This is a genomic window from Tsukamurella strandjordii (assembly GCF_039525985.1).
Lineage (GTDB): Bacteria > Actinomycetota > Actinomycetes > Mycobacteriales > Mycobacteriaceae > Tsukamurella > Tsukamurella strandjordii.
Map to the genome: position 1 here is coordinate 265,244 of NZ_BAAAII010000002.1, position 21,951 is coordinate 287,194.

The 21,951-nt window shown below is 67.9% G+C and carries 22 protein-coding genes, 1 tRNA gene and 1 other RNA gene; 7 read left to right on the forward strand and 17 right to left on the reverse strand.

Annotation, left to right across the window (positions count from 1 at the left end):
• The first annotated feature begins 3 nt into the window (after positions 1–3).
• Entirely contained in the window at positions 4–219 is a 216-nt protein-coding gene (locus tag ABD108_RS02055; protein ID WP_220656147.1) for a KTSC domain-containing protein, read from the forward strand.
• Positions 220–264: 45 nt separating this feature from the next.
• Here the strand turns inward: ABD108_RS02055 and ahpF are convergent, their stop codons facing one another.
• A complete protein-coding gene (gene ahpF / locus ABD108_RS02060) occupies positions 265–1,848 on the reverse strand; it encodes an alkyl hydroperoxide reductase subunit F (protein WP_343929104.1) in 1,584 nt (527 codons plus the stop codon).
• A 90-nt stretch (positions 1,849–1,938) separates the two neighbouring features.
• Complete coding sequence (gene ahpC / locus ABD108_RS02065) at positions 1,939–2,502, reverse strand: alkyl hydroperoxide reductase subunit C (protein WP_220656149.1); 564 nt, start codon at positions 2,500–2,502, stop codon at positions 1,939–1,941.
• A gap of 244 nt (positions 2,503–2,746) precedes the next feature.
• Between ahpC and ABD108_RS02070 the strand changes: the two genes are divergently transcribed.
• On the forward strand, positions 2,747–3,040 hold the full coding sequence (locus ABD108_RS02070) for a DUF1330 domain-containing protein (protein WP_343929105.1): 294 nt from the start codon (positions 2,747–2,749) through the stop codon (positions 3,038–3,040).
• Positions 3,041–3,095: 55 nt separating this feature from the next.
• Here ABD108_RS02070 and ABD108_RS02075 read toward each other — a convergent pair whose 3' ends face one another.
• The 9 genes from ABD108_RS02075 to ABD108_RS02115 form a co-directional block, all read right to left on the reverse strand.
• Positions 3,096–3,374: a putative quinol monooxygenase gene (locus tag ABD108_RS02075; protein ID WP_220656151.1), complete on the reverse strand. Its 279-nt coding sequence runs from the start codon at positions 3,372–3,374 to the stop codon at positions 3,096–3,098.
• 82 nt (positions 3,375–3,456) lie between these two features.
• Positions 3,457–4,746 carry a glycosyltransferase 87 family protein gene (locus ABD108_RS02080; RefSeq protein ID WP_343929106.1) on the reverse strand — a complete coding sequence of 430 codons (1,290 nt, stop codon included), beginning with the start codon at positions 4,744–4,746 and terminating at the stop codon, positions 3,457–3,459.
• A 135-nt stretch (positions 4,747–4,881) separates the two neighbouring features.
• A tRNA-Ala gene (locus ABD108_RS02085) sits at positions 4,882–4,957 on the reverse strand.
• Positions 4,958–5,045: 88 nt separating this feature from the next.
• Entirely contained in the window at positions 5,046–5,786 is a 741-nt protein-coding gene (locus tag ABD108_RS02090; protein ID WP_220656153.1) for a DsbA family protein, read from the reverse strand.
• 43 nt (positions 5,787–5,829) lie between these two features.
• Positions 5,830–7,470 carry a phosphoglucomutase (alpha-D-glucose-1,6-bisphosphate-dependent) gene (pgm, locus tag ABD108_RS02095; RefSeq protein ID WP_343929107.1) on the reverse strand — a complete coding sequence of 547 codons (1,641 nt, stop codon included), beginning with the start codon at positions 7,468–7,470 and terminating at the stop codon, positions 5,830–5,832.
• Between the two features lie 100 nt (positions 7,471–7,570).
• On the reverse strand, positions 7,571–8,965 hold the full coding sequence (locus tag ABD108_RS02100; protein ID WP_305111933.1) for a GntP family permease: 1,395 nt from the start codon (positions 8,963–8,965) through the stop codon (positions 7,571–7,573).
• A gap of 9 nt (positions 8,966–8,974) precedes the next feature.
• Entirely contained in the window at positions 8,975–9,598 is a 624-nt protein-coding gene (locus tag ABD108_RS02105; RefSeq protein WP_343929108.1) for a bifunctional 4-hydroxy-2-oxoglutarate aldolase/2-dehydro-3-deoxy-phosphogluconate aldolase, read from the reverse strand.
• Positions 9,595–11,196, reverse strand: a complete 1,602-nt coding sequence (locus ABD108_RS02110) for an N-acyl-D-amino-acid deacylase family protein (RefSeq protein ID WP_343929109.1) — start codon at positions 11,194–11,196, stop codon at positions 9,595–9,597. Before ABD108_RS02110 ends, ABD108_RS02105 begins: the two co-directional genes overlap by 4 nt.
• An 11-nt stretch (positions 11,197–11,207) precedes the next feature.
• Positions 11,208–12,461 (reverse strand): type III PLP-dependent enzyme domain-containing protein, encoded by a 1,254-nt coding sequence (locus tag ABD108_RS02115; protein WP_343929110.1) that lies wholly within the window; start codon positions 12,459–12,461, stop codon positions 11,208–11,210.
• Between the two features lie 112 nt (positions 12,462–12,573).
• On the opposite strand from ABD108_RS02115, the gene ABD108_RS02120 reads away from it, so the two are divergent.
• The 4 genes from ABD108_RS02120 to ABD108_RS02135 all read left to right on the forward strand — a co-directional run bounded on the left by ABD108_RS02120 (position 12,574) and on the right by ABD108_RS02135 (position 15,947).
• Positions 12,574–13,605, forward strand: coding sequence for a sugar kinase (locus ABD108_RS02120; RefSeq protein ID WP_343929111.1), 1,032 nt, complete (start codon positions 12,574–12,576; stop codon positions 13,603–13,605).
• A complete protein-coding gene (locus ABD108_RS02125; protein ID WP_305111937.1) occupies positions 13,602–14,348 on the forward strand; it encodes an IclR family transcriptional regulator in 747 nt (248 codons plus the stop codon). Before ABD108_RS02120 ends, ABD108_RS02125 begins: the two co-directional genes overlap by 4 nt.
• Positions 14,349–14,402: 54 nt before the next feature.
• On the forward strand, positions 14,403–14,807 hold the full coding sequence (locus ABD108_RS02130; protein ID WP_220656159.1) for a RidA family protein: 405 nt from the start codon (positions 14,403–14,405) through the stop codon (positions 14,805–14,807).
• 87 nt (positions 14,808–14,894) lie between these two features.
• Positions 14,895–15,947: a cation diffusion facilitator family transporter gene (locus tag ABD108_RS02135; protein ID WP_343929112.1), complete on the forward strand. Its 1,053-nt coding sequence runs from the start codon at positions 14,895–14,897 to the stop codon at positions 15,945–15,947.
• On the opposite strand, the gene ABD108_RS02140 is transcribed toward ABD108_RS02135, so the two are convergent.
• Both ABD108_RS02140 and ABD108_RS02145 read right to left on the reverse strand, forming a co-directional pair.
• Positions 15,917–16,867, reverse strand: a complete 951-nt coding sequence (locus ABD108_RS02140; RefSeq protein ID WP_343929113.1) for a lipase family alpha/beta hydrolase — start codon at positions 16,865–16,867, stop codon at positions 15,917–15,919. The genes ABD108_RS02135 and ABD108_RS02140 overlap by 31 nt on opposite strands.
• Before the next feature lie 199 nt (positions 16,868–17,066).
• Positions 17,067–18,269, reverse strand: a complete 1,203-nt coding sequence (locus tag ABD108_RS02145; RefSeq protein WP_343929114.1) for an MFS transporter — start codon at positions 18,267–18,269, stop codon at positions 17,067–17,069.
• 127 nt (positions 18,270–18,396) lie between these two features.
• Between ABD108_RS02145 and ABD108_RS02150 the strand changes: the two genes are divergently transcribed.
• Positions 18,397–18,753: an ArsR/SmtB family transcription factor gene (locus ABD108_RS02150; protein ID WP_343929115.1), complete on the forward strand. Its 357-nt coding sequence runs from the start codon at positions 18,397–18,399 to the stop codon at positions 18,751–18,753.
• 267 nt (positions 18,754–19,020) lie between these two features.
• On the opposite strand, the gene ssrA is transcribed toward ABD108_RS02150, so the two are convergent.
• From ssrA to ftsE, 4 genes are all read right to left on the reverse strand, one after another.
• Positions 19,021–19,391, reverse strand: a transfer-messenger RNA (tmRNA) gene (gene ssrA / locus ABD108_RS02155).
• 339 nt (positions 19,392–19,730) lie between these two features.
• A complete protein-coding gene (gene smpB, locus ABD108_RS02160) occupies positions 19,731–20,210 on the reverse strand; it encodes an SsrA-binding protein SmpB (protein WP_220656162.1) in 480 nt (159 codons plus the stop codon).
• Positions 20,211–20,311: 101 nt separating this feature from the next.
• Positions 20,312–21,217: a permease-like cell division protein FtsX gene (ftsX, locus tag ABD108_RS02165; RefSeq protein ID WP_220656163.1), complete on the reverse strand. Its 906-nt coding sequence runs from the start codon at positions 21,215–21,217 to the stop codon at positions 20,312–20,314.
• 39 nt (positions 21,218–21,256) lie between these two features.
• Positions 21,257–21,946 (reverse strand): cell division ATP-binding protein FtsE, encoded by a 690-nt coding sequence (gene ftsE, locus ABD108_RS02170; protein WP_220656164.1) that lies wholly within the window; start codon positions 21,944–21,946, stop codon positions 21,257–21,259.
• Positions 21,947–21,951: the final 5 nt, after the last annotated feature.

Consider the following 21,951-nt stretch of genomic DNA (forward strand, 5'->3'; position numbering starts at 1 on the left):
GCCGTGCCACCCGAGATGGAGGCGGTCGAGTCGAGCGCCGTCGAGGCGATCGGCTACGACCCCGTGGAACGGGTCCTGGCGATCAGGTTCACCGGCGGTGCCACCTACCTCTACCCCGACGTTCCGCAGCCGATCTTCGATCAGCTGCGGAACGCGGATTCCAAGGGACGGTTCGTGAACGGCTCCATCAAGCCGCACTTCCGGGCGATCGCGCTGTGAGCGGTTCCCGCCGTCTGTGACGACCGATCGGGCCCGGGGATCCGGTCAGCCCGTGACGGCCGCGGCCTCGGTCGGGACGTCGGTACGGATCAGGTGATCGAAGGCACTGAGCGCCGCGGTCGCGCCGGCACCGGCGGCCACCACGATCTGCTTGAACGGCACCGTGGTGCAGTCGCCGGCGGCGAACACTCCGGCCAGCGAGGTGCGGCCGGCCTCGTCCACCACGATCTCGCCGCGCGGGCTCAGATCCAGCGTGCCCTCGAGCCACTCGGTGTTGGGCAGCAGGCCGATCTGCACGAAGACGCCGTCCAGCTCCACGGAGTGGGACTCGTCCGTCACGCGGTTCTTGTAGCTCAGGCCGGTCACCTTGCCGCCGTCGCCGAGGACCTCGGTGGTCATCGCGCTCACCAGGATGTCGACGTTGGGCAGGCTGCGCAGCTTGCGCTGCAGCACCTCGTCGGCGCGCAGCTCGGAGTCGAACTCGATCAGGGTGACGTGCGAGACGATGCCCGCCAGGTCGATCGCGGCCTCCACACCGGAGTTGCCGCCGCCGATCACGGCGACGCGCTTGCCCTTGAACAGCGGACCGTCGCAGTGCGGGCAGTAGGTGACGCCCTTGTTCCGGTACTCGGCCTCGCCGGGCACGTCCATCGAGCGCCAGCGGGCACCGGTCGAGACGACCACCGTGCGCGACTGCAGCGCGGCGCCGCTCGCCAGCTCGACGGTGATCATGCCCGTCGCATCGTCGCGGGTGATGTGCGCGCCGCGCTGGGTGTTCATGATGTCGACGTCGTACTGACGGACCTGGTTCTCGAGCTCCGCCGCGAACTTCGGGCCCTCGGTGTACGAGACCGAGGTGAAGTTCTCGATGGCCATCGTGTCCAGCACCTGGCCGCCGAACCGCTCGGCGACGATGCCGGTGCGGATCCCCTTGCGGGCCGCGTAGACCGAGGCGGTGGCACCCGAGGGGCCGCCGCCCACCACGAGCAAGTCGAACGGGTCCTTCTCCGACAGCGACGCCGCGGTGCGCTCGGCGGCACCGTCGTCCAGCTTGCCGACGATCTGCTCCAGGGTCATCCGGCCGGAGTCGAAGAGCTCGTCGTTGACGAAGACGGTGGGCACGGCCATCACCTGACGGCGATCGACCTCGTCCTGGAACAGCGAGCCGTCGATCGCGGTGTGCGTGATGCGCGGGTTCAGGACCGACATGAGGTTCAGTGCCTGCACCACGTCGGGACAGTTCTGGCAGGAGAGCGAGAAGTAGGTCTCGAAGTGGTAGTCGCCGTCCAGCTCACGGACCTGCTCGAGCAGATCGGCGGCCTCCTTCGACGGGTGCCCACCCACCTGGAGCAGCGCGAGCACGAGCGACGAGAACTCGTGGCCGAGGGGGATTCCGGCGAACTGCACCGCGATATCGGTGCCGGCGCGGCGGATCAGGAACGACGGACGCCGCGGGTCATCGCCGGTCCGGTCGTGCGCGATGTGCTCGGACATGCCCGCGATCTCGTCGAGCAGCTCCGCGAGTTCGGCCGACTTCGCGCTGTCGTCGAGCGTCGAGACGAGGTCGACGGGCATCGTGACGTTCGCGAGCAGGGCCTTGAGTTGAGTGGCGAGCGAGGCTTCGAGCATGGTGATCCGTTCCCCTCCAAAGAGAAGCGTGCAGGTGGTGGACGACCGTGGAGCGGGAGGTGAGCCCCGCTCCACGGTCGCGCGAATGGACTAGATCTTGCCGACGAGCTCCAGCGACGGAGCCAGGGTGTCGGCGCCCTCTTCCCACTTCGCGGGGCAGACCTCGCCCGGGTGCGAGCGCACGTACTGGGCGGCCTTGACCTTGCGGACGAGCTCGGCGGCGTTGCGGCCGATGCCCTCGGCGGTGACCTCGGTGAACTGGACGACGCCGTCGGGGTCGACCAGGAAGGTGCCGCGGTCGGCGAGGCCCTGGCCCTCACGAAGCACCTCGAAATCGGTGCTGATCTGCAGGCTCGGGTCACCGATCATGGCGTACTTGATCTTGGCGATGGTGTCCGACGAGGCGTGCCACGCCTTGTGGGTGAAGTGGGTGTCGGTCGAGACCGAGAACACCTCGACGCCCAGGCCCTGCAGCTCCTCGTAGTGGTCGGCGAGGTCGCCGAGCTCGGTGGGGCACACGAAGGTGAAATCGGCCGGGTAGAAGTAGAAGACGGCCCACTTGCCCTTGATGTCCTCGTCGGAGACGGTGACGAAGTTGCCGTCCTTGAATGCCTCGGCGGAGAAGGGCTTGATCTGCTTATTGATCAGCGACACGTGCTTCCTCGTTTCGTTCGGGGGTACCGGTTGGGTTCGGGTTCGAGGTTATGTCCGGGACATTGATTGGACAAATCGATACGTCCTGGTTCACCCATTACGAACACCTATCAGTGCAGGCAGCGGGCTTGCCGCGCAGTGATTACACCGAGGTGATTCTCATCACTGCGGGCAGCAGTTGACGCGACGCGCATCGTCCGTTTCGGTTCGAGGAGTCCCCGCACCGTCGACCGCAGGAGTTTCCATGGCCAAGGGCTACTGGGTGAGCGTCTACCGCGCGATCAACGATCCCGAGAAGGTCGCCGCCTACGACACGCTGGCCGGCCCGGCGGTCCGCGCCGCGGGTGGTCGGCTGCTGTCACGCGGCAGCCGCGTCGTGGTGCACGACGCCGGGATCGCCGAGCGCACCATCCTGATCGAGTTCGACAGCTTCGAGCAGGCGGTCGCGGCCCGCGAGAGCGCCGCCTACCAGGAGGCCCTGGCTGTGCTCGATGACGGCGTCGAACGCGACTTCCGCATCATCGAAGGCATCGACTGACGTTCGAGCCCGATCGCCGCTGCAGCGGCGATGAGCGAAACAGCGTGCGCCGCCGTCAGAGCGCGAGACCGGTGCGAACCTGCAGCGGCTCCTGCAGCAGCTCGCCGATCGCCTGCACCATCGCGGTGAACGCGGGCGATGAGGAATGCGCCTTCAACGCCTCCGGGCTCGCCCACTGCTCGATGAAGAAGAACTCGGACTCGTTCTCGGCGGCGTCGTAGGAGATGCACCCGGGCTCCTGCCGCACCAGCGGCAGCGCGGTCGCAATCGCCTCGCGCACCGCGGCGCGCCCCTCGGCGGTCGGCTTCACGACGGCGGACACGAGAACGGTCATGATGTCTCCTCGTTGATCTCGATTGATCGTTGCGCTGTTCCAGCCTGCGTTCCCACTGTAGGCCGAGGGCCGACTCGGGGCGCTACGGCGACGGATTCGCCATAGGTGCGCCGGCTTCGTCTCGCGCGGGGTCGATGCGCGGCCGGCTCAGCAGAACTGCGCCGCTGATGACGATGAGGATCAGCACCGGCACGCCACAGGTGATCACGCGGGCCCAGTGCGGGATGTGTTCGATCGCCGCGTCCATGGCCGGTACGTAACCGACCGCGCTCGTCATACCGATCGCCTTGACGATCTCGTAGATCAGCACCGTCAACCACATCGACGTCGCAGCGACGAGGATCGCCGTCGCGATCGCCCACCGACGCCTGACGGCTCCCGCGCTCGTGAGCGCACGAGAAGTCATGATCACGATGATCGGGACGAACCAGACCCAGTGATGACTCCACGCCAAGGGCGTCACAGCGCACCCGGCGAGTCCCACCAGGCAGACCGAGACCGTCTCGCGGTACTGGGTCCGCAGCTTGCGCGCCGCGGCGAACGCCACCCCGGCAACCGCAAGGGAGCAGGCCGCCCACAACGCGAACGGAACCGTGGCCGGCGCATAAAGATTCGCCAATACCCCGTTGACCGACTGATTCGCCGGATGCGTGACATCCCCGACGCGGCTGACGTCGAGAACCTTGTCCAGCCAATAGTCACGCGAATCGCCGGGCAGAACGACGAATCCGATGACGACGGTGACCGATGCGGTGAGAACCGAGGTCACCGCGGCGCGCCATTGGCGAGTGAGGAGCAGATAGGGAACGAAGATCAGCGCCGTGAGCTTGATGCCGGCCGCGAAGCCGACGGACCAGCCGCGCAGTCGCGCGCCGGGCGGGCGGGTCAGATCCCACACCACGATCGCCATGAGGAGGATGTTGACCTGCCCCTGCCACACACTCCCCCGCACAGCCTCCAGATCGATGGCGGCGAGGGTGATACCGAAGGACGCGACGGCCAGTTGCCACTGACGCCGATAACCGACGAGGCGAAGGCACCTCCACACAGTCATACCGAGGGCGAAAAGGATCAGCAGGAACCACAGCACCCCGGTATTGCCGAGGCTCCACGGCACGAAGAGCAACGCGGCGAAGGGAGTGTAGGTGAACCAGAAGGAGTACAGCGGTTCGCCGTTCATCACCTTCTCGGCGCCGGCGATGTAGACGTAGAAATCTCCGCCGTTCGCGAGCAAGCCGAATCCCGGTGGCGCGTAGAACGGAATGATCGAATACCGCAGAATCAGCGCCGTAACACCAACGGCGATACAGGAAATCATCAACCGGACCGAAACGCGGTACCCGGGTTCGCCAACCACCGATTCGGTCTCCACGAGAGCGAAACTACCCGACGATCCGGGGCCGCAGGCTGCGGCCGATCACCGCCTGACTCGTTCAGACCTGTCACGGACCCGCGATACAGAAGAACCCCTCCCGGAAAGTTCCGAGAGGGGTTCTTGCTGCTGTGATGGTGGAGCTAAGGGGACTCGAACCCCTGACCCCCACACTGCCAGTGTGGTGCGCTACCAGCTGCGCCATAGCCCCGTATCGAGTTGTTCACCTGCGGTTTCCCGCCGGGAGAACATTACAGGAGGCGCGTGCCGCCACCAAATCGGCTGGTCAGCAGGCTAGGTCACTTCATGACCTCGGTGAGCCAGTCTCCCTGCACCTGGATCAGCTGACCGTTGTGCACCACGGTCGGGGTGCCGGTGCTGCCGGTCTCCTGCAGCAGCTTGCTGCCGGCGGCGGCGTTGGAGGCCGACTCGGCGGTGTACTTGCCGTCGCGGATCGCGGCGGTCACATCGGCGGGCAGCTCGACGCCCTTGCTCTTGGCACCGTCGCCGAGCACCGTGGCGAGCCCGGCGTTATCGCGGTCGCCCGAACCCTCCTGCGGCTGCTGCGCGTACATCGCACCGTGGGCGCCCAGCCACGCCTTCTGCTTCTGATCCTCCGGCAGGGAGGACTTGGCGATCGCCAGCAGGCCGCCGCCCGCGCGATCGGAGTAGTCACCCGAGGGGCTCTGGCGGTTGAGGAAGGAGAGCATGAAGAACTTGATCTGCAGGCTGCCGTCCTCGATGCCCTTGGTGATCTGCTCGCCGTACTTGCGCTCCATGTTGCCGCAGGCGGGGCAGTAGGGGTCCTCGAAGAAGGTCAGCTTCGTCTTGGCGTCGTCCTTGCCGAGTACGAAGACCGGGGTGGCCTTGTCGATGGCCGCCTGCACCTTGTCGGCGGGCGAGCCCTCCTTCTTGCTCAGCAGCAGCACGCCGCCGATCACGACCACGATCACCACCAGGACGGCGATACCGCCCAGCACGTAGGTCATCGTGTTGGACTGCTTCACTGGAACGTACTTGGCGTTCTTTCCCTTGCTCACCCCCACACCATAGCGGGAACCGGACTATGAGCTGGTCAAGCGATTATGAAGAAAGTACGTCGTCCACGATCGTCTTCGCCTCGGCCTGCACGAGGGCCAGGTGTTCCGGACCGCGGAACGATTCCGCGTAGATCTTGTAGACGTCCTCGGTGCCCGACGGACGGGCGGCGAACCAGGCGTTCTCGGTGGTCACCTTGAGGCCGCCGATGGGCGCGCCGTTGCCGGGCGCGCGGGTGAGCTTGGCGGTGATCGGCTCCCCCGCCAGTTCACCGGCCGAGACCTGCTCGGGCGACAGCTTCGCCAGGACGGCCTTCTGCTCGCGATCGGCGGGCGCATCGATCCGGGCGTAGGCGGGCACGCCGTACTGCTCGCCGAGCACCGCGAAGTGCTGCGTCGGCGTCTTCCTGGTGACGGCCAGGATCTCCGAGGCGAGGAGGGCCAGGATGATGCCGTCCTTGTCGGTGGTCCACACCCCGCCGTCGAGCCGCAGGAACGAGGCGCCGGCCGATTCCTCGCCGCCGAAGCCCACGCTGCCGTCGAGCAGGCCGGGGACGAACCACTTGAATCCGACGGGCACCTCCAACAGCGTGCGCTGCTGCTCGGCCACCACCCGGTCGATCATCGACGAGCTCACCAGGGTCTTGCCGACGGCCGCATCGTCACGCCACCCCTTGCGCGAGGCGAAGAGGTAGTCGATCGCGACGGCGAGGTAGTGGTTCGGGTTCATCAGGCCCCCGTCGGGGGTCACGATGCCGTGCCGGTCGGAATCCGCGTCGTTACCGGTGGCGATGTCGTACTGGTCCTTGTTCGCGATGAGCGAGGCCATCGCGTTCGGGGAGCTGCAGTCCATCCGGATCTTGCCGTCGGTGTCGAGGGTCATGAACGCGAATTGCGGGTCGACCGTGGGGTTCACCACCGTCAGGTCCAGGTTGTAGCGGTCGCCGATCGCGCCCCAGTAACCCACCGCGGCGCCGCCGAGCGGGTCGGCGCCGATCCGCACGCCGGCGTCACGGATCTTGTCCAGGTGCAGCACCGACGGCAGATCTCCGACATAGGAGTCGAGGAAGTCGAACCGCTGCACGGTGTCCGAGGCGAGGGCGCGTTCGAGGGGGATCCGCTTGACCGCGCGCAGGCCGCCTTCGAGGATCTCGTTCGCGCGGGCCGCGATCGCCGCGGTGGCATCGGCATCGGCCGGGCCGCCGTTGGGCGGGTTGTACTTGAAGCCGCCATCGGCGGGCGGGTTGTGCGACGGGGTGACGACGATGCCGTCGGCCTGGACGTCGGTGCGTCCGCGGTTGAAGGTGAGGATGGCGTGGCTCAGCGCCGGGGTGGGCGTGTACCGGTCGTCGAGGTCGATGAGCGTGTGCACGCCGTTGGCGGCGAGGACCTCGACGGCGGACTCCCACGCCGGACCCGAGAGCAGGTGGGTGTCCTTGGCGAGGAACAGGGGGCCGCGGATGCCCTGGGCGGCGCGGTACTCGACGATCGCCTGGGTGGTCGCCAGGATGTGGTCCTCGTTGAAGCTGCTGTTCAGCGAGGTGCCGCGATGGCCCGAGGTACCGAAGACGACTCTCTGATCGGGATTTCCGGGGTCCGGATGCTCCGAGTAGTACGCCGCGCGGACCGCATCGACGTCGATCAGATCCTCGGGAAGCGCCGGCTGTCCGGCACGTGCGTGAGCCATCGGTGTCACCCCTTCTTCGAGCGTTGGACTCGTCGTTGCGGGTTGCGCAACGACGAGTCCAACGTATCGCCGACGAGGGCGCGGCGCGCGGGGAACCGGGCTAGACGAAGGCCCAGAGCAGAAGCACCATCGCGAAGCCGACCACGGACAGGATCGTCTCGAGAACGGTCCAGGTCATGAGCGTCTGCTTGACCGTCATGTTGAAGTACTTCGCGACGATCCAGAAGCCGCCGTCGTTGACGTGACTGAGGATGATGGAGCCCGCTGAGATGGCGATCACGATGAGCGCGATCTGGGCCTGCGAGTAGCCGCCGGAGGCGACCGCCTCGCCGATGATGCCGGCCGTCGCGGTGATGGCCACCGTCGCCGAGCCCTGCGCGATCCGCAGCGCGCAACTGACCAGATACGCGGAGACGATGAGCGGAAGACCCAGGTTCGACATCGAGTCGGTGAGGGCGGTGCCCACGCCGGTGGCGCGGAGCACCGCGCCGAACAGCGCGCCCGCACCGACCACGAGCAGGATCATGCCGATCGGCTTGAGCGCGTTGCCCGTCATCTCCGCGAGCTGCGTGGCGCTGATGCCGCGACGGATCCCCAGCAGGTAGAAGGCCAGCACCACGGCCAGGGTCAGCGCGATCGCGGGGGTGCCGAAGAAGACGAGGATCGAGTACGGCTGCGATCCCGGTTCGAGGATCACCGAGCCGAAGGTGCCGCCCAGGATGAGCAGCATCGGGACCGCGATGATGAAGGCGATCAGGCCCAGCGAGGGCGGGTTCTTGCTGGCGTGCTCCTCCTCCGGGATGAAGTCCTCCGGCACCTCGACGATCACACGCTTACCGATCCACGAGCCCCAGACGACGCCGGAGACGAACCAGGCCGGGATGCCGCAGATGATGCCCATCAGGATGATCCAGCCGAGCGAGGTGTGCAGCAGGCCCGCCGCAGCCACGGGGCCGGGGTGCGGCGGCAGGAAGGCGTGCGTCATCGACAGGCCCGCGAGCATCGGCATGGCGTACATGACCAGCGACTTGCCGCCGCGCTTGGCGGCCACGTAGACCAGCGGCGCCAGGATGAAGATGCCGATGTCGAAGAACACCGGGATGCCCAGGATCAGGCCCGTGACGCCCATGGCGAGCGGCGCGCCCTTGGGCCCGAACAGCCGCAGCAGCCAGCTGGTGAGCACATCGGCGCCGCCGGACCGTTCGAGTAGCGCGCCGAGCACGGTGCCGAGGCCGATGATCGGGGCGATGTGCCCGAGGATGCCGCCGAACCCGGTCTCCAAGAGCGATTGCGCCGCCCCCTTCTGGGGCGATCCCACCAGCTTCTCCACCGATACGCCCGCGACCAGGGCGAGCCCGACCGACACGATGATCAGTGCGATGAACGGTTCGAGCTTGATCTTGATGATGAGGAACAGCAGCACGGCGATCGAGACCGCCGCCAGCGTCAGCAGCCCGCCCGTATCGTGCTGCAACCAATCAACAACCGAGGACATCGGCGTCTCCTATCCGAGTGCGGCCACGAAACGCACGGCACGCGTGGTGATGTCGGCCCAGTCGCCGGCGGCGACGGTGGCGGGTGGCACGACGGACGTGCCGGCGCAGACGGCGACGGCGCCCGCGTCCAGGAACTCGTGGGCGTTGTCCTCGCTGACGCCTCCGGACGGCAGCAGGGGCAGGCCCGGGAACGGACCGTGCAGGTCCTTGAGGTAGCCCGGGCCGAAGGCGCGGGCGGGGAAGATCTTCACGGCCACCGACCCGAGGGCGGCGGCGCGCGCGACCTCGGTGGGCGTGAGCGCCCCGAGGAAGACGGGGACGTCGAGGTCGCGCGCGGCCTGCGCCACGTCCTCGTTCACGTCCGGGGTCACCAGGAACCGGGCGCCGGCGTTGACGGCGTCACGCGACTGCGCGGCGGTGCGCACCGTTCCCACGCCGAGGCTGGTTCCCGGGACGGTGGCGGCGCGTTCGAGGTGCCCAAGCACGCCGGGCGTGGTGAAGGTGAGCTCCACGGTGCGGATGCCGCCCTCGGCCAGGGCCCGGCACAGGGCGGCGGCATCGGGCAGCTCGGTGGCGCGGACGACGGTGAGCGCCCGGTCGGCGCGCAGGTCGTCGAGCAGGGTGGTGGTCACAGGACTCCTTCATCGGTGAGCCGCAGCGCTCCGCCCGCGCGGGCGCCGGTGAGGTGGCCGTCGTCGAGTGCGGGGACGCCGCGCACGAGGACGTGGGTGAAACCCGCGGCGGGGGTCCGCGGGGCGTCGAAGGTGGCGCGGTCGATCACCGTATCGGGGTCGAACAGGGCGATATCGGCGGCGTAGCCCTCGCGGATCAGTCCGCGGCGCAGCAGTTTCAGTCGGCGGGCCGCGCGACCGGTGAGGTGGCCGACGCACTCCTCCAGGCTCATCAGACCCAGATCGCGGCTGTAGTGGCCGAGGTAGCGGGCGAAGGTCCCCCAGGCCCGCGGGTGCGGTTTGGCTCCCACCAGCAGTCCGTCGCTGCCGCCGGTGTGGGTGGGGTGGGCCATGATGGCGCGCACGTTCTCCTCGTGGCCCACGTGCTGCAGGATGCCGGTGGCGAGGCGGTCGGCGAGGAGGATGCCGATGCACACGTCGAACGGGTCGCGGCGCTCGTCCGCGGCGATCTGCTCGATGGTGCGGCCCACGTAGCCGGCCAGCGCCTGATCGCCCACGCCGCTGATCTCGATGGTGTTCCATTCGGCGATCACACCGTGGCAGCCGTCGGACCCGGTGTGCTCCAGGTGGTCCCGGATCCGGGCCAGCGATGCGGGATCGCGCAGCCGGTTCAGGACGGCGTCGGTGCCACCGGCGGCCACCCAGCTCGGCAGGATCGCGGAGAGGGTGGTCGCGCCCGGGAGGTAGGGATAGGTGTCGAGGGTGATGTCGGCACCGCCCGCGACCGCCTCGTCGAGCAGGGCCAGGAGCTCGGGCGCGCGGCCCTTGTTGGGCCCGAAGTTCAGCGTGGCGTGCGCCAGGTGCAGGGGGCAGCCGGTGGCACGCGAGAGGTCGATCATCTCGCGGTAGGCCTCCATCGCGCCAGCACCGTAGCTGCGGTGGTGCGGCGAGAAGTAGCCGCCGTGCCGGGCGGTGGTGCGCAGCAATGCGTCCAGTTCGGCACCGTCGGCGTACATGGCCGGGGTGTAGGTGAGACCCGTCGACAGGCCGGCCGCGCCCTCGCGCAGGCCCTGCGCCAGGATCTGCTGCATGCGTTCGACTTCGGCCGCGGTGGCGACCCCGTCGTCGAAGCCGCGCGTGAGCGCGCGCAGCAGGCCGTGCGGCACGAGGTAGGCGAGATTCGTCGCCACCCCGGCCGCGTCGATGTGGTCGAGGTACTCGCCCACGGTGCGCCAGGCGAAGTCGAAGTCCTCGGGATCGGTGTTCCATCCGGCGATCTGGCGGCGCACGACGGCGAGGGTGTCGTCACTGACCGGCGCGTAACTCAGGCCGTCCTGGCCGATCACCTCGCACGTGACGCCCTGCGTGATCCGCGACGGGTGCTCGGGGTTGAGCAGGACCTGCAGGTCCGAGTGGGCGTGCATGTCGATGAAGCCGGGGCTGAGCACCAGGCCGTCGGCGTCGATCACGCGGTGCGCGCCGCCGAGATCGGTACCGATGGCGGTGATGGTGTCTCCGGTGACGGCGACATCGGCGGTGTACCGCGGCGTCTCGGTGCCGTCGACCACGGCGGCGCCGCGGATGAGGATGTCGTGCATGGTTTCCGCTCTCAGAAGTACGTGGAGATCAGGTCGACGACGAGCGGATTCGCCGTGTCGTCCGCGGCCACCGGGATGACGCGCCACTTGTCGAAGACGGTGCACGGGTGGCTCAGTCCGAGCCGGACCACATCGCCCACACGGAGCGGATCGTCGGCGGCGAGCCGGAGGAAGGCGTGCTGATCGTTGACGGCGGAGATCTCGGCGGTCAACGGTCGCGGCTCGGCTCCGAGTTCGGAAGCCGCGGCCTGCGGCTCGGGTAGTCCCTCGTCGAAGGAGACATCGCGGCGTCCCACGTCGAGGAGGGCGAGTCCGGGCTCGGGCCGGGAGATCACGCGCGCCCAGACGTGCATGGCGGAGCGGAGTCTCGGCGCCTCGGTGTCGCGGCCCGACGGTGTGATGAAGCGGTAGAAGCCGTCGTCGTGGATGATGTACGCCCCCGACCGCACCACCACGCGTGCGCCCTCGACGCCCCCGAGCACGGCTGCGACGCGGTCGAAGTAGGCGCTGCCGCCCGCGGAGAGCACGATCCGGCCCTCGGGGTACAGCGGCCGGAGTCGGTCGTGCAGGGCGAGAAGGTTGTTCAGGTAGTCGTCGACGGTGGCGAGGGATGCGGCGGAGGTGTCGTGCGCGAAGGCGCCCTCGTAGCCGGTGACGCCGCCGAGGCGCAGCCGCTCGGATGCGGCGATCCGCTCGCCGATGGCGTAGGCGTCGTCGATCGAGCGGGCCCCGGTACGGCCGCCGGGACCACCGAGTTCGACGAGCACGGTGGGCTGGCGGACGGCGTCCGCGAGTCCGCGTTCCAGTGCGTCGACGGTGCCCAGGCCGTCCGCCCACAGGGTCACGGCCAGATCGGGATCGGCGTCGAGGGCCGCGCCGAGCCAGCGCAGTCCCGCGGGATCGGCGATCGCGTTCGCCACGTGCAGGTCCCGGAATCCGGCGGCCACCGCGACCTGCAGCTGCGGGAGGTTCGCCACGGTGATGGCGGTGCATCCGGCATCGAGCTGGTCCTGCCACAGCGCGGGCGCCATCGTGGTCTTCCCGTGCGGTTCGAGGTCGACGTCGTGGGCGGCGGTCCAGCGGGCGAATTCGGCCACGTTGTGGTCCATCGCCGCGCGGTCGAGCACCAGGACGGGCGTGGACAGATCGCTCAGGTGCGGCTCCCGGGCCAGGAATTCCGTCCGGTCGAGGCCGTCCGCCCACGCCGGCACGGCCTTGTCGGCCACACTCAATGCATCCGGTCGCGCCTCGATCCTGTTGCCCATCGAGCTCTCCAATCTGCTACGTTGCATATGTTGCAATCACCGTTGCGTGACGCGTGTCACAGAAGGTAGCATCGCCCACAGGCCCTGCACAACTACGGAAATCGGAGGCGTGGTGTCGGAACCACTGATCGCGTGCGTCGGCGAAGCGCTGGCACTCGTCGCCGCGGGCGACCTGGACGCGCCGGCACCGCCGATGCACGCGGGCGGCGCCGAGGCCAACGTCGCCACCGGGCTCGCGACGCTGGGCACCGCCGCCGCCTTCATCAGTCGCGTCGGCGGCGACGCCGAGGGCCGCCGCATCGTCGACCACCTGCGCACCCACGGCGTGCTCGTCGACGCCGTGGAGACGGACGCCTCCGGGTTCACCGGCCGCTACGCCAAGACCGAGGGAATCGACGCATCCGGCGAGCCGGCCACCGTGAGCACCTACCGGCGCGCGGGTTCCGCCGCTGCGGCGATGTCGCCGGACTTCCTCACCCGGCCGGAGGTGGCGGACGTGCTGCGCCGCGCCACGCTCGTGCACACCTCCGGTATCACGCCCGCGCTCTCGCCGAGCTGCGCCGCGCTCACCGCAGACCTGCTGCGTACCCGCAGCGGCATCACCGGAACCGTGACCTTCGACGTGAACTGGCGCGAACAGCTGTGGCCCGACGGCGATCCCACACTCGTGATCGACCTGGCCCGGTGCGCCGATGTGGTGCTCGTCGGATCGGACGAGGCCGAGCGGGTCCTCGGCACGGGCGATCCCGCGCAGGTGCGCGCGCTCCTGCCGGAACCGCGCACCGTGGTGGTCAAGGACGGGTCCGAGCGCGCCGTGGCGATCGCCCGGGACGGCACGCAGACCACGGTTCCCGCCCTATCGGTGGACGTGATCGAGCCCGTCGGCGCGGGAGACTCCTTCGCGGCCGGATTCCTACACGGCCTCGCACACGATGAGGACCTGCGCACCTGTCTGCGCCGCGGACACGCGGGTGCGGCCGCGACCCTCACGGTACGTGCGGATTTCGCGGTACTCCCTCCCGATGCCCTGCGGGCGCTCCTCGACTGCGACGACGACGTCTGGGCCGGAGCCCATGTGGGATCCGACGGCGTCTGGGTGGGCGAGCACACGTTCGCGCCACCCCGTGGAAGCGAGACCGTATGAGCCAGAGCCTGACCCGCGCGCTCGACATCCTCACCCTGCTCGGCGAGGGACCCGCGTCACTCGACGAGCTCGCCGATCGCCTCGGCGTGCACAAGACCACCGTACTACGGTTGCTGCGTCCGCTGGTCGACGCGCGCTTCGCGTACCACGACGACTCCCACCGCTACCACCTCGGATCCCGCGTCTTCGATTTGGCCGCACGAGCTTCCGAGCAGCGGAGCATCCGCACCATCGCAGCCCCGCACCTGATCGCCTTCAACCGCGAGTACGGGCGCACCACGCACCTGGCGGCGCGGGAGGGCGATGCCGTGGTGTACATCGACAAGCTCGAATCGCGCGACCTCATCCGGATGTACTCACGGGTGGGCATGGAGGCCAACCTGAATTCGAGTGCGGTGGGCAAACTCCTGCTCGCCTCGCTCCCCGACGCGGAGCTGAAGCCGATCGTGGCCACCATGGACTACACCCGCCGCACCCCGAACACCATCGTCACGCCGGAGGCGTATCTCGACGAGATCGCCGTCGTCCGCGCCCAGGACTGGGCCACCGACCGCGAGGAGAACGAGCCGTCGATCAACTGCATCGGGGCGCCGATCCGGGATGCCACCGGCGCGACCGTGGCGGCCGTGTCCGTCTCGGTTCCCGACGTGGTGCTGCCCTTCGACGAGCTACTGGGCCTGCTGGGACCGCTGCGCGAGACCTGCGCCGCGATCTCGGCGGACTGCGGGTACCGCCCGCGCTGAACCTCCCGGACACCCCGGGGAAACCGAATCACTCGACAACGAATGAGGAGAACAATGCCCGCCACCGCCGTCTCGACCACCGACGCACCGGCCCCCGCCCACTTCTTCAGCCAGGGCGTGCGCCGCGGCAACCTGCTGCAGGTGTCGGGCCAGGGGCCGATGGACCCGGCCACCAACCAGTACATCGCCGAGGGCGACGTGAAGGCGCAGACGCTGCGCACACTGCAGAACGTCAAGGCCATCCTCGAGGCCGGCGGAGCCTCCATCGCCGACGTCATGATGTTCCGCGTGTACCTCACCACCCGCGACGATTTCGCGGCGATGAACGAGGTGTACGGCGCCTTCATCGCCGAGAACGTGCCGGAGGGCGTGGCCCTCCCCTGCCGCACCACCGTCTTCGTCGACCTGCCGCACGAGGTGATGCTCGTCGAGATCGACGCGCTCGCCGCGCTCGACTGAGAGATCCGCCACTGCTCCGTCCGCGCTCTATTGATATATGCGCATGTTTGGATGTAACCTTCCGCTCGGACCGGAAGGGGGCGTGACATGGGCGCGGACGGACACTCACACGCTGGGCACGATCATGGAGTCTCGGCGGACGCGGATAAGCGCTGGCTGAGCCTGGCGCTGGCACTCATCGTCGCCTTCATGGCGATCGAGGTGACGATCGGCATCATGGCCAGCTCGCTGGCGCTGATCACCGACGCCGCGCACATGCTCACCGACGCTGCGGCGATCGTCCTGGCACTGTTCGCGATCAAGATCGCGGCCAAGCCCGCCCAGGGCGGCTACACCTACGGCCTCAAGCGGGCCGAGATCCTCTCGGCGCAGGCCAACGGCATCACGCTGCTGCTCCTGGCGGTGTACTTCGTCTACGAGGGCATCACCCGCATCATCGATCCGCCGAACGTGGACGGCAAGCTGGTGTTCTTCACCGCGCTCGCCGGCTGCGCGGTGAACATCGCGGCCACGATGTGCATCCGCCGCGCGAACCGGGAGAGCCTCAACGTGGAGGGTGCGTACCAGCACATCCTCAACGACCTCTACGCCTTCATCGCCACGGCGATCGCGGGCGCCATCATCTGGGCCACCGGCTGGGGCCAGGCCGACGCGATCGCCGCGCTGGTCGTGGCCGCGCTCATGTTCAAGGCGGGCTGGGGATTGGTGAAGGCCTCCGGGCGCATCTTCCTCGAGGCGGCGCCCGAGGGCGTCGATCCCTCGGCCGTGGGCGCCGACATCGCCTCCGTCCCGTCGGTGGAAGAGGTCCACGACCTGCACATCTGGGAGATCACCTCCGGCCAGGCCGCGATGTCGGCACACATCCTGGTGACGCCGGGAGCGGACTGCCACGCGGTCCGGGCGACGGTGGCCAAGCGACTGCACGACGATTACGACATCGAGCACGCGACCCTGCAGGTGGATCACGTCGGCGACGAGGATCACTGCGATGAGCCGCACGGCGAGGCGTACCGGTCGGCCGATCAGGCCGCGTCAGACGTGCCGACGGTGTCCGCACCGGCCGGAACGCCCACTCCCGCCGCCCCCGCACCGGTCGCGAAGGCCGATGATCACGCGCCGAAGAACGGCGGCACCACGTAGCACGGCACCGCCCGCGGATGCTGCGGGTCGAGGGCGTTGAGTACGAAGTAGGCGGCGCGGCGGGAACCGGCGATCGCGAGGTGGTCGGAGAAGTCCTGCCCGCACGTGTCCTGGACGACGATGTTGGTGACCTTGGTTCCGGCAGGACCCTCAAGCTGTCCACTGGTGTACGGGAGCACGAGTTCGTCGTAGCGGGTGGAGATGTTGGTGTACTCGATGCCGGCGGCGTAAGGCGTTCCGCCGGTCCAGATCTTGTCGAGGAAACGAGATCCCGGCAGCATGTCGTCGATCGACTCGAAGACCGGGAAGTACGGGTCGCGCACGTTCAGCCCGCGCACGAACGCTGAGACCGCGCGCCCCACGTCCGCACTCGTCCCGCGCCACAGCGGGGCGAGGGAGACGTACCGGCCCACCTTCGCGGCGCCGCCGAGGTACTTCACGAAGTACGACGGCATCAGTGTGCCCTGCGAGTGGCCGATCAGGTCGACCTTGCTCGCACCGGTCGATCGCAGAACACGTTCCACGACCGACTTGAGCTGTTCGGCGCTCGCCGCCAACGGTCTGGTGCCGCCGATCTGATTCACCGGCCACGGGGCGCCGGGGAGCGCCCCGTAGGTGAAGCTGAAGACGCAGTAGCCGTTGTTCTTCAGCAGCGGGGCGTAGGCGCCCCAGTTGGTCTGCGAGCCGCCACCCGTGCCGTGCACCAGGACGACGGGGTTGGGGTGCCGCGCCGTGGGTTTGCAGGCGTAGTCGTTGGTTCCGGGGAGCGAGCCGTTCGGGTTGGTCAGCTCGAACGGGATGCCGCCGAAGAAATTGAAGTTCTCCGGCTGCGGTGCGGCCTGCGCCGGAGTCGCGGCGACCAGGAGCGCGATGGCCGCGACGGCGGCGGATGCGCTGCGACGAAGTGAACGAAGCTTCATGCGTTCGCACGGTAACCGAGGCCACGGTTTCGCAGACCAATTTATAGAACTTGTTCTATATGTACCCGGAGAGGTCGCCTCGAAGTGACTCGGATCACACCTCATCCGAGTTGCAGGCCCGGCCGTGCGGTCTTAGCGTTTTCGTTAGAACGACGTACCGTCTTCGCTGTCGCAGAGCGAAGAACGCGGCCGCCGTAACCTATGACGGCGCGGAGGCGGTAGGCCGGGCGTCCGCGGCCCCCGGAGCGCCGATACCGGCGACGGGCGCCACCATTCGCACCGAAAGGATCGTGGCCGCTGCGATTAGCGCGCTGACCACCGGCACGGCCACAGGACCGGAGTTGTCCAGCGCCAGGCCTCCGAGCGCACCGCCCACAGCAACGCCCAAGAACTGCGCGGAGAAGTGCAGGCCGATCGCCTGGGAGCGCTGTGCCGGAGCATGTCCGGCGATACGCGTCTGCTGCGAGATCCCACCCGACCACCACGCACCGCCCAACGCGAACAGCAGCGGGAAGAGAACGATCGCGGCAAGCGGGTGAACCTCGATCGCCGTGAGCCACGCCAGAATCCCGAGCAGAACGGTCATCGTCGACAACACGACGATCAGGACCCGCTTGATCGGAACCGACTGCAGGACCCGTCCGATGGTGCGTCCCGCCAGGAATCCGCCAGCACCGAACACGATCATCAGGGCCGCGACGCCGTGGCTTCCCATTCCTGCGGCGGCCCCCACGATGGGCGCGAGGTATGTATACGTGCAGTACGCGGCCAAGAACAGTCCGAACGTGGTAACGAGACCCCACCTGATCGGGGCACTCCGCAGGAGATTGAGCCGCCCGGTCGAAGCTGCCGGGACCGGCACCGCCGGCAACCAGAGGAACACCCCGACTGCCGACACCACGGCCAATCCAGCAACGAACAAGAAGGCGCCACGCCAGCCAACGAGCGCGCCGATCACCGTTCCGATCGGGGCGCCGACGGTGAGCGCCAGAGCGTTCCCGCTCGCGGTGACCGCGATGGCTCGCGGCAGGTCCTCCGGTTTGCTCAGGGCGGCGGCCGCGCTGGCCGCCGGAGCGGCAAAGAGCGCCGCGGTCACCGCAGCCGCCACGCGGGCGACGGTGAGCACGGCGAAATTGCTCGCGACTGCCGCGAGAACATTCGACAAGGCGAAGCCGATCGCCGCTCCCACAAGCAGCGTCTTCGGCGGAACACGATGGAAGAGCGCGATCAGCGGCGGCCCCGCGAGTGCGTACACCAAGGCGAACACGGTCACGAGCTGACCACACAGCGCCACCGAGGCATGAACGTCGGCGGCGACTTCAGGCAGGATTCCGGCAATCACATAGCCCTCGGTGCCGACGGTGAAGGTACCGAAGGCGAGGAGATAGATTCTAGGGTTCATGAGCCAACGGTACGACAGTCGTTGAACCATTGAAATACGGAGTATTGTGATGCCGATCATGCAACGTCATCGAGCAAAGGTAGTTCAAACGTTTTTGAACTGTCTTCCGAGTGCTAGGTTAGTACATGTGAGAGATCCGTTCCACGCAGAACTCAGCGAGGTGTCGCTCGCCCAGGTCATGAACGGCCTGAGCGACCCCCTCCGGCTCCGAATCGTCACACTGCTCGGCGATCAGGGCGAGATGGAATGCTGGCGGATCTACGAAACCTTGGGCATCAGCAAGTCCAATGCCTCGCACCACTTCCGCGTGCTGCGCGAGTGCGGCCTGATTCGACGGACCCACACCGGGCAGCAGCAGAGCGCATCGTTACGACGAGCAGAGTTCGACGACCGATTCCCCGGGCTGCTCGACAGCGTGCTCAAGGTGAGCAGCGCCGAACAGGGCGAAATCGCTCTCGCTACCCGCTCGGACCGGGACGCCTGACTCGTCGAGACCGGGCGGCCGCGCTGCACCAGGCCTCACCGTCGGTCGTCTCAGCCCGGCGATCGTCCGCCGTCGCGGCACGGCCGCCTCGTGAGCGAATCCCATTGCCATGCCATTCGGACTGAGCTCACCCACGAATACAACGATGTACACGCCGGGAAAATGCCCGCCCAGGCTGTCGCCTCCGACCGAAGCTGGACCGCGACGGAGTGCCCTGCTCTGAGGCCCGACATGAGAGTGCCCCCGACCTGGGGTCGGGGGCACTTTCCGTGGAGCCGCCGGGAATTGAACCCGGGTCCTCCGTCATTTCTACGGGGCTTCTCCGTGCGCAGTCCGCTGTGTCTCTACTCGGATCTCCTAGTCTCGCGAACAAGCCAGGATGACGATCCCAGTCGCTGTTTGATGTCCCTCACGATGCCGCGACCGCACCGTGAGGTGAATCCCTCTAGCTGATGCCAGGAACCGGGCCGAGGGCGAACCCGGGCTGACAGACTCGCTTTGCTACTTAGGCAGCAAGAGCGAAGTCGCGCTGATTGGAATCGGCGCTTAATTGGTTGCCGCGACGCTTACGGTGGTCTCCAGCCTGCACCGGCACGCTTCCCCCGCGTCAACAAACGAAGTCGAAACCGATCGGCCCCTTATCGTCTGCCTCAGCAGAAGCCCATCCCTTACGGGGTGGAGACTCCAGAGTACCCCACCCCGGGGGCCGCCCGTCCACCGGTTTTCCCGCCGGCGAACACCGGGCGGCCTAGGTCAGGCGCACTCTCGTCCCCGTCGACGAGGCGCTCATGTTGGCCAGCACGGTGAGCAGCACCGTCCCGGCGCGTCGCGCCCACGACTTCATCTTGGCCTTGTTCTCAACGCTCATCGGACACCTCCACCCGAGTCACAGGAGCCACATCAGTAACTCTGATTCAAGTGAACGCCGGTCCGGGTGCCGGAGCAACGCGCCACGCCCAACGGCGGGCGCTGAATATTTATCCGCGCATTCCCTTGACGCGCCGGCCCAGCTCACGCACCAGCTCACGCTCGGCGGTGCGGCGGGCGATGTCGTGTCGCTTGTCGTAGTCCTGCTTACCCTTGGCCAGCGCCAGCTCCACCTTCACGCGGCCGTCGTTGAAGTACATCGACAGCGGCACCAGGGTCTGGTTGCCCTCGCGGATCTTGCCGGTGAGCGAATCGATCTCGCGACGGTGCATCAGCAGCTTGCGAGTACGGCGCGGGGTGTGGTTGGTCCACGAGCCGTTGCCGTACTCCGGAATGTGCAGCCCGCGCAGCCACACCTCGCCGTCGTCGATGGTGGCGTACGCGTCGACCAGCGAGGCCTTGCCCTCCCGGAGCGCCTTCACCTCGGTGCCCACCAGCACCACACCCGCCTCGAAGGTGTCGAGGATGGCGTAGTTGTGGCGCGCCTTGCGGTTGCTCGCGATCACCGAGCGCCCCTTCTCCTTCGCCATCTCGTCTTTCCTTTCGATCTCACACGGATGTGTCCCACAGCGGACAACCAGTCCATTCTACGGGCGGCCGATAACGGCGGGAAAGCGAGTTTCGCGCGCGGCTATTCGCGGACGTAGAAGCGGAGCGTGAGGTACGCGGTGAGGCCGGCACCCACGGCACCGGTCAGGATGAGCCACGGCGACACCAGCCACACGTCGGTGTTGGTGATCCGGGCCAGGATGTTGACCCCGTAGAACTCACGCAGCGCCCGGTCGAAGAAGAAGGTCTTCCCGGCGAACAGGCCGCCGATGGCGAGCACGGCGCCGATCACCGCGGCGAACATCGCCTCCAGCAGGAAGGGCAGCTGTGTGTACCAGCGGCTCGCGCCCACCAACCGCATGATCGACACCTCGGTTCGGCGGGTGTACGCCGCCACCTGCACCATGTTCGCGATCAGCAGCACCGCGGCGACAGCCTGGATCAGCGCGATGAAGAAGGCCGCGTTGCGGGCGCCGTTGAGCACCGAGAAGACGCGTTCGACCAGCTTGCGCTGATCCTGCACATCGGTCACGCCGGGCTGCGCCTTGGCCACGTCGATCACGGACGCGAACTTGGAATCGTCGTTCACCCGCACCTTGAACGAGGCGGGGAGCACGCCGGGGCGCACCAGTTCGGCGAGATCGGGCTGCTCGGCGAAGGTCTTCGTCTTCGCCGTGTTCAGCGCCTGCTCCTGGGAGATGAAGTCCACGGAGTCGACGCCCGCCTGCTGCTTGAGCGTGGTCTCGATCGCCTGGCACACCGCCTTCTGGCAGTTCGGATCGTCGGCCGCGACCTTGTCGTCGACGAACACCTGGATCTCGACGCGCTGCAGGAAGATATCCTGGCTCTTGTCGGCCATTCGCACCACGAGCAGGCCGCCGCCGAACATGCCCAGCGAGATGGCGGTGGTGAGGATCATGGCGATGGTCATGCTCACGTTCCGGCGCAGGCCGGTGGCGACCTCGCTGGTGATGAAGCTGGCACGCACGGTAATCAGTCCTTCGGATTCGTCTCGATCAGCGGGCGGTCAGCGGCCGAGGCCGTACACACCGGTGGCGTCGTCGCGCACGATGTCGCCCATGCGGAACTCGATCACGCGGCGGCGCATCGAGTCCACGATGTGCCGGTCGTGCGTGGCCATGACCACGGTGGTCCCGGACCGGTTGATGCGGTCGAGCACGTCCACGATCTCGGCGGAGGTATCGGGATCGAGGTTGCCGGTGGGCTCATCGGCCAGCAGCAGCAGCGGCCGGTTGGCGATCGCGCGGGCGATCGCGACGCGCTGCTTCTCGCCGCCGGAGAGCTCGTTGGGCATCCGGTTGGCCTTGCCGCCCAGCCCCACGTAATCGAGGACCTGCGGCACGGTGCGGTCGATCACGTTGCTCGGCTTGCCGATCACCTCGAGAGCGAAGGCCACGTTCTCCGCCACGGACTTCTGCTGCAGCAGCCGGAAGTCCTGGAAGACGCAGCCCAGCGACTGCCGCAGCTGCGGCACCTTCCGCCCGGACAGCTTGTTGACGTGGAAGTCGCCCACGTAGACATCGCCGCTGGTGGGCTTGTCCTCCTTGAGGAGCAGCCGGAAGAACGTCGATTTGCCCGATCCCGAGGGACCGATCAGAAAGGCGAACTCACCCTTGCCGATGCTCAGCGACAGGTCGTTCAGCGCAGGCCGGGCCGACGCCTTGTATTTCATCGTGACGTTCTGGAGCGTGATCACGGTCG

Excerpts from the sequence above, each read along its gene's own strand:
- ABD108_RS02110 (WP_343929109.1), bottom strand. The coding sequence starts at position 11,196 with ATGCACGACATCCTCATCCGCGGCGCCGCCGTGGTCGACGGCACCGAG.
- ahpF (WP_343929104.1), bottom strand. The coding sequence starts at position 1,848 with ATGCTCGAAGCCTCGCTCGCCACTCAACTCAAGGCCCTGCTCGCGAAC.
- ABD108_RS02125 (WP_305111937.1), top strand. The coding sequence starts at position 13,602 with ATGAGCCAGAGCCTGACCCGCGCGCTCGACATCCTCACCCTGCTCGGC.
- ABD108_RS02140 (WP_343929113.1), bottom strand. The coding sequence starts at position 16,867 with ATGAAGCTTCGTTCACTTCGTCGCAGCGCATCCGCCGCCGTCGCGGCC.
- pgm (WP_343929107.1), bottom strand. The coding sequence starts at position 7,470 with ATGGCTCACGCACGTGCCGGACAGCCGGCGCTTCCCGAGGATCTGATC.
- ABD108_RS02115 (WP_343929110.1), bottom strand. The coding sequence starts at position 12,461 with ATGGGCAACAGGATCGAGGCGCGACCGGATGCATTGAGTGTGGCCGAC.
- ABD108_RS02100 (WP_305111933.1), bottom strand. The coding sequence starts at position 8,965 with ATGTCCTCGGTTGTTGATTGGTTGCAGCACGATACGGGCGGGCTGCTG.
- ABD108_RS02075 (WP_220656151.1), bottom strand. The coding sequence starts at position 3,374 with ATGACCGTTCTCGTGTCCGCCGTCGTGAAGCCGACCGCCGAGGGGCGC.
- smpB (WP_220656162.1), bottom strand. The coding sequence starts at position 20,210 with ATGGCGAAGGAGAAGGGGCGCTCGGTGATCGCGAGCAACCGCAAGGCG.
- ABD108_RS02070 (WP_343929105.1), top strand. The coding sequence starts at position 2,747 with ATGGCCAAGGGCTACTGGGTGAGCGTCTACCGCGCGATCAACGATCCC.
- ABD108_RS02130 (WP_220656159.1), top strand. The coding sequence starts at position 14,403 with ATGCCCGCCACCGCCGTCTCGACCACCGACGCACCGGCCCCCGCCCAC.
- ABD108_RS02145 (WP_343929114.1), bottom strand. The coding sequence starts at position 18,269 with ATGAACCCTAGAATCTATCTCCTCGCCTTCGGTACCTTCACCGTCGGC.
- ABD108_RS02135 (WP_343929112.1), top strand. The coding sequence starts at position 14,895 with ATGGGCGCGGACGGACACTCACACGCTGGGCACGATCATGGAGTCTCG.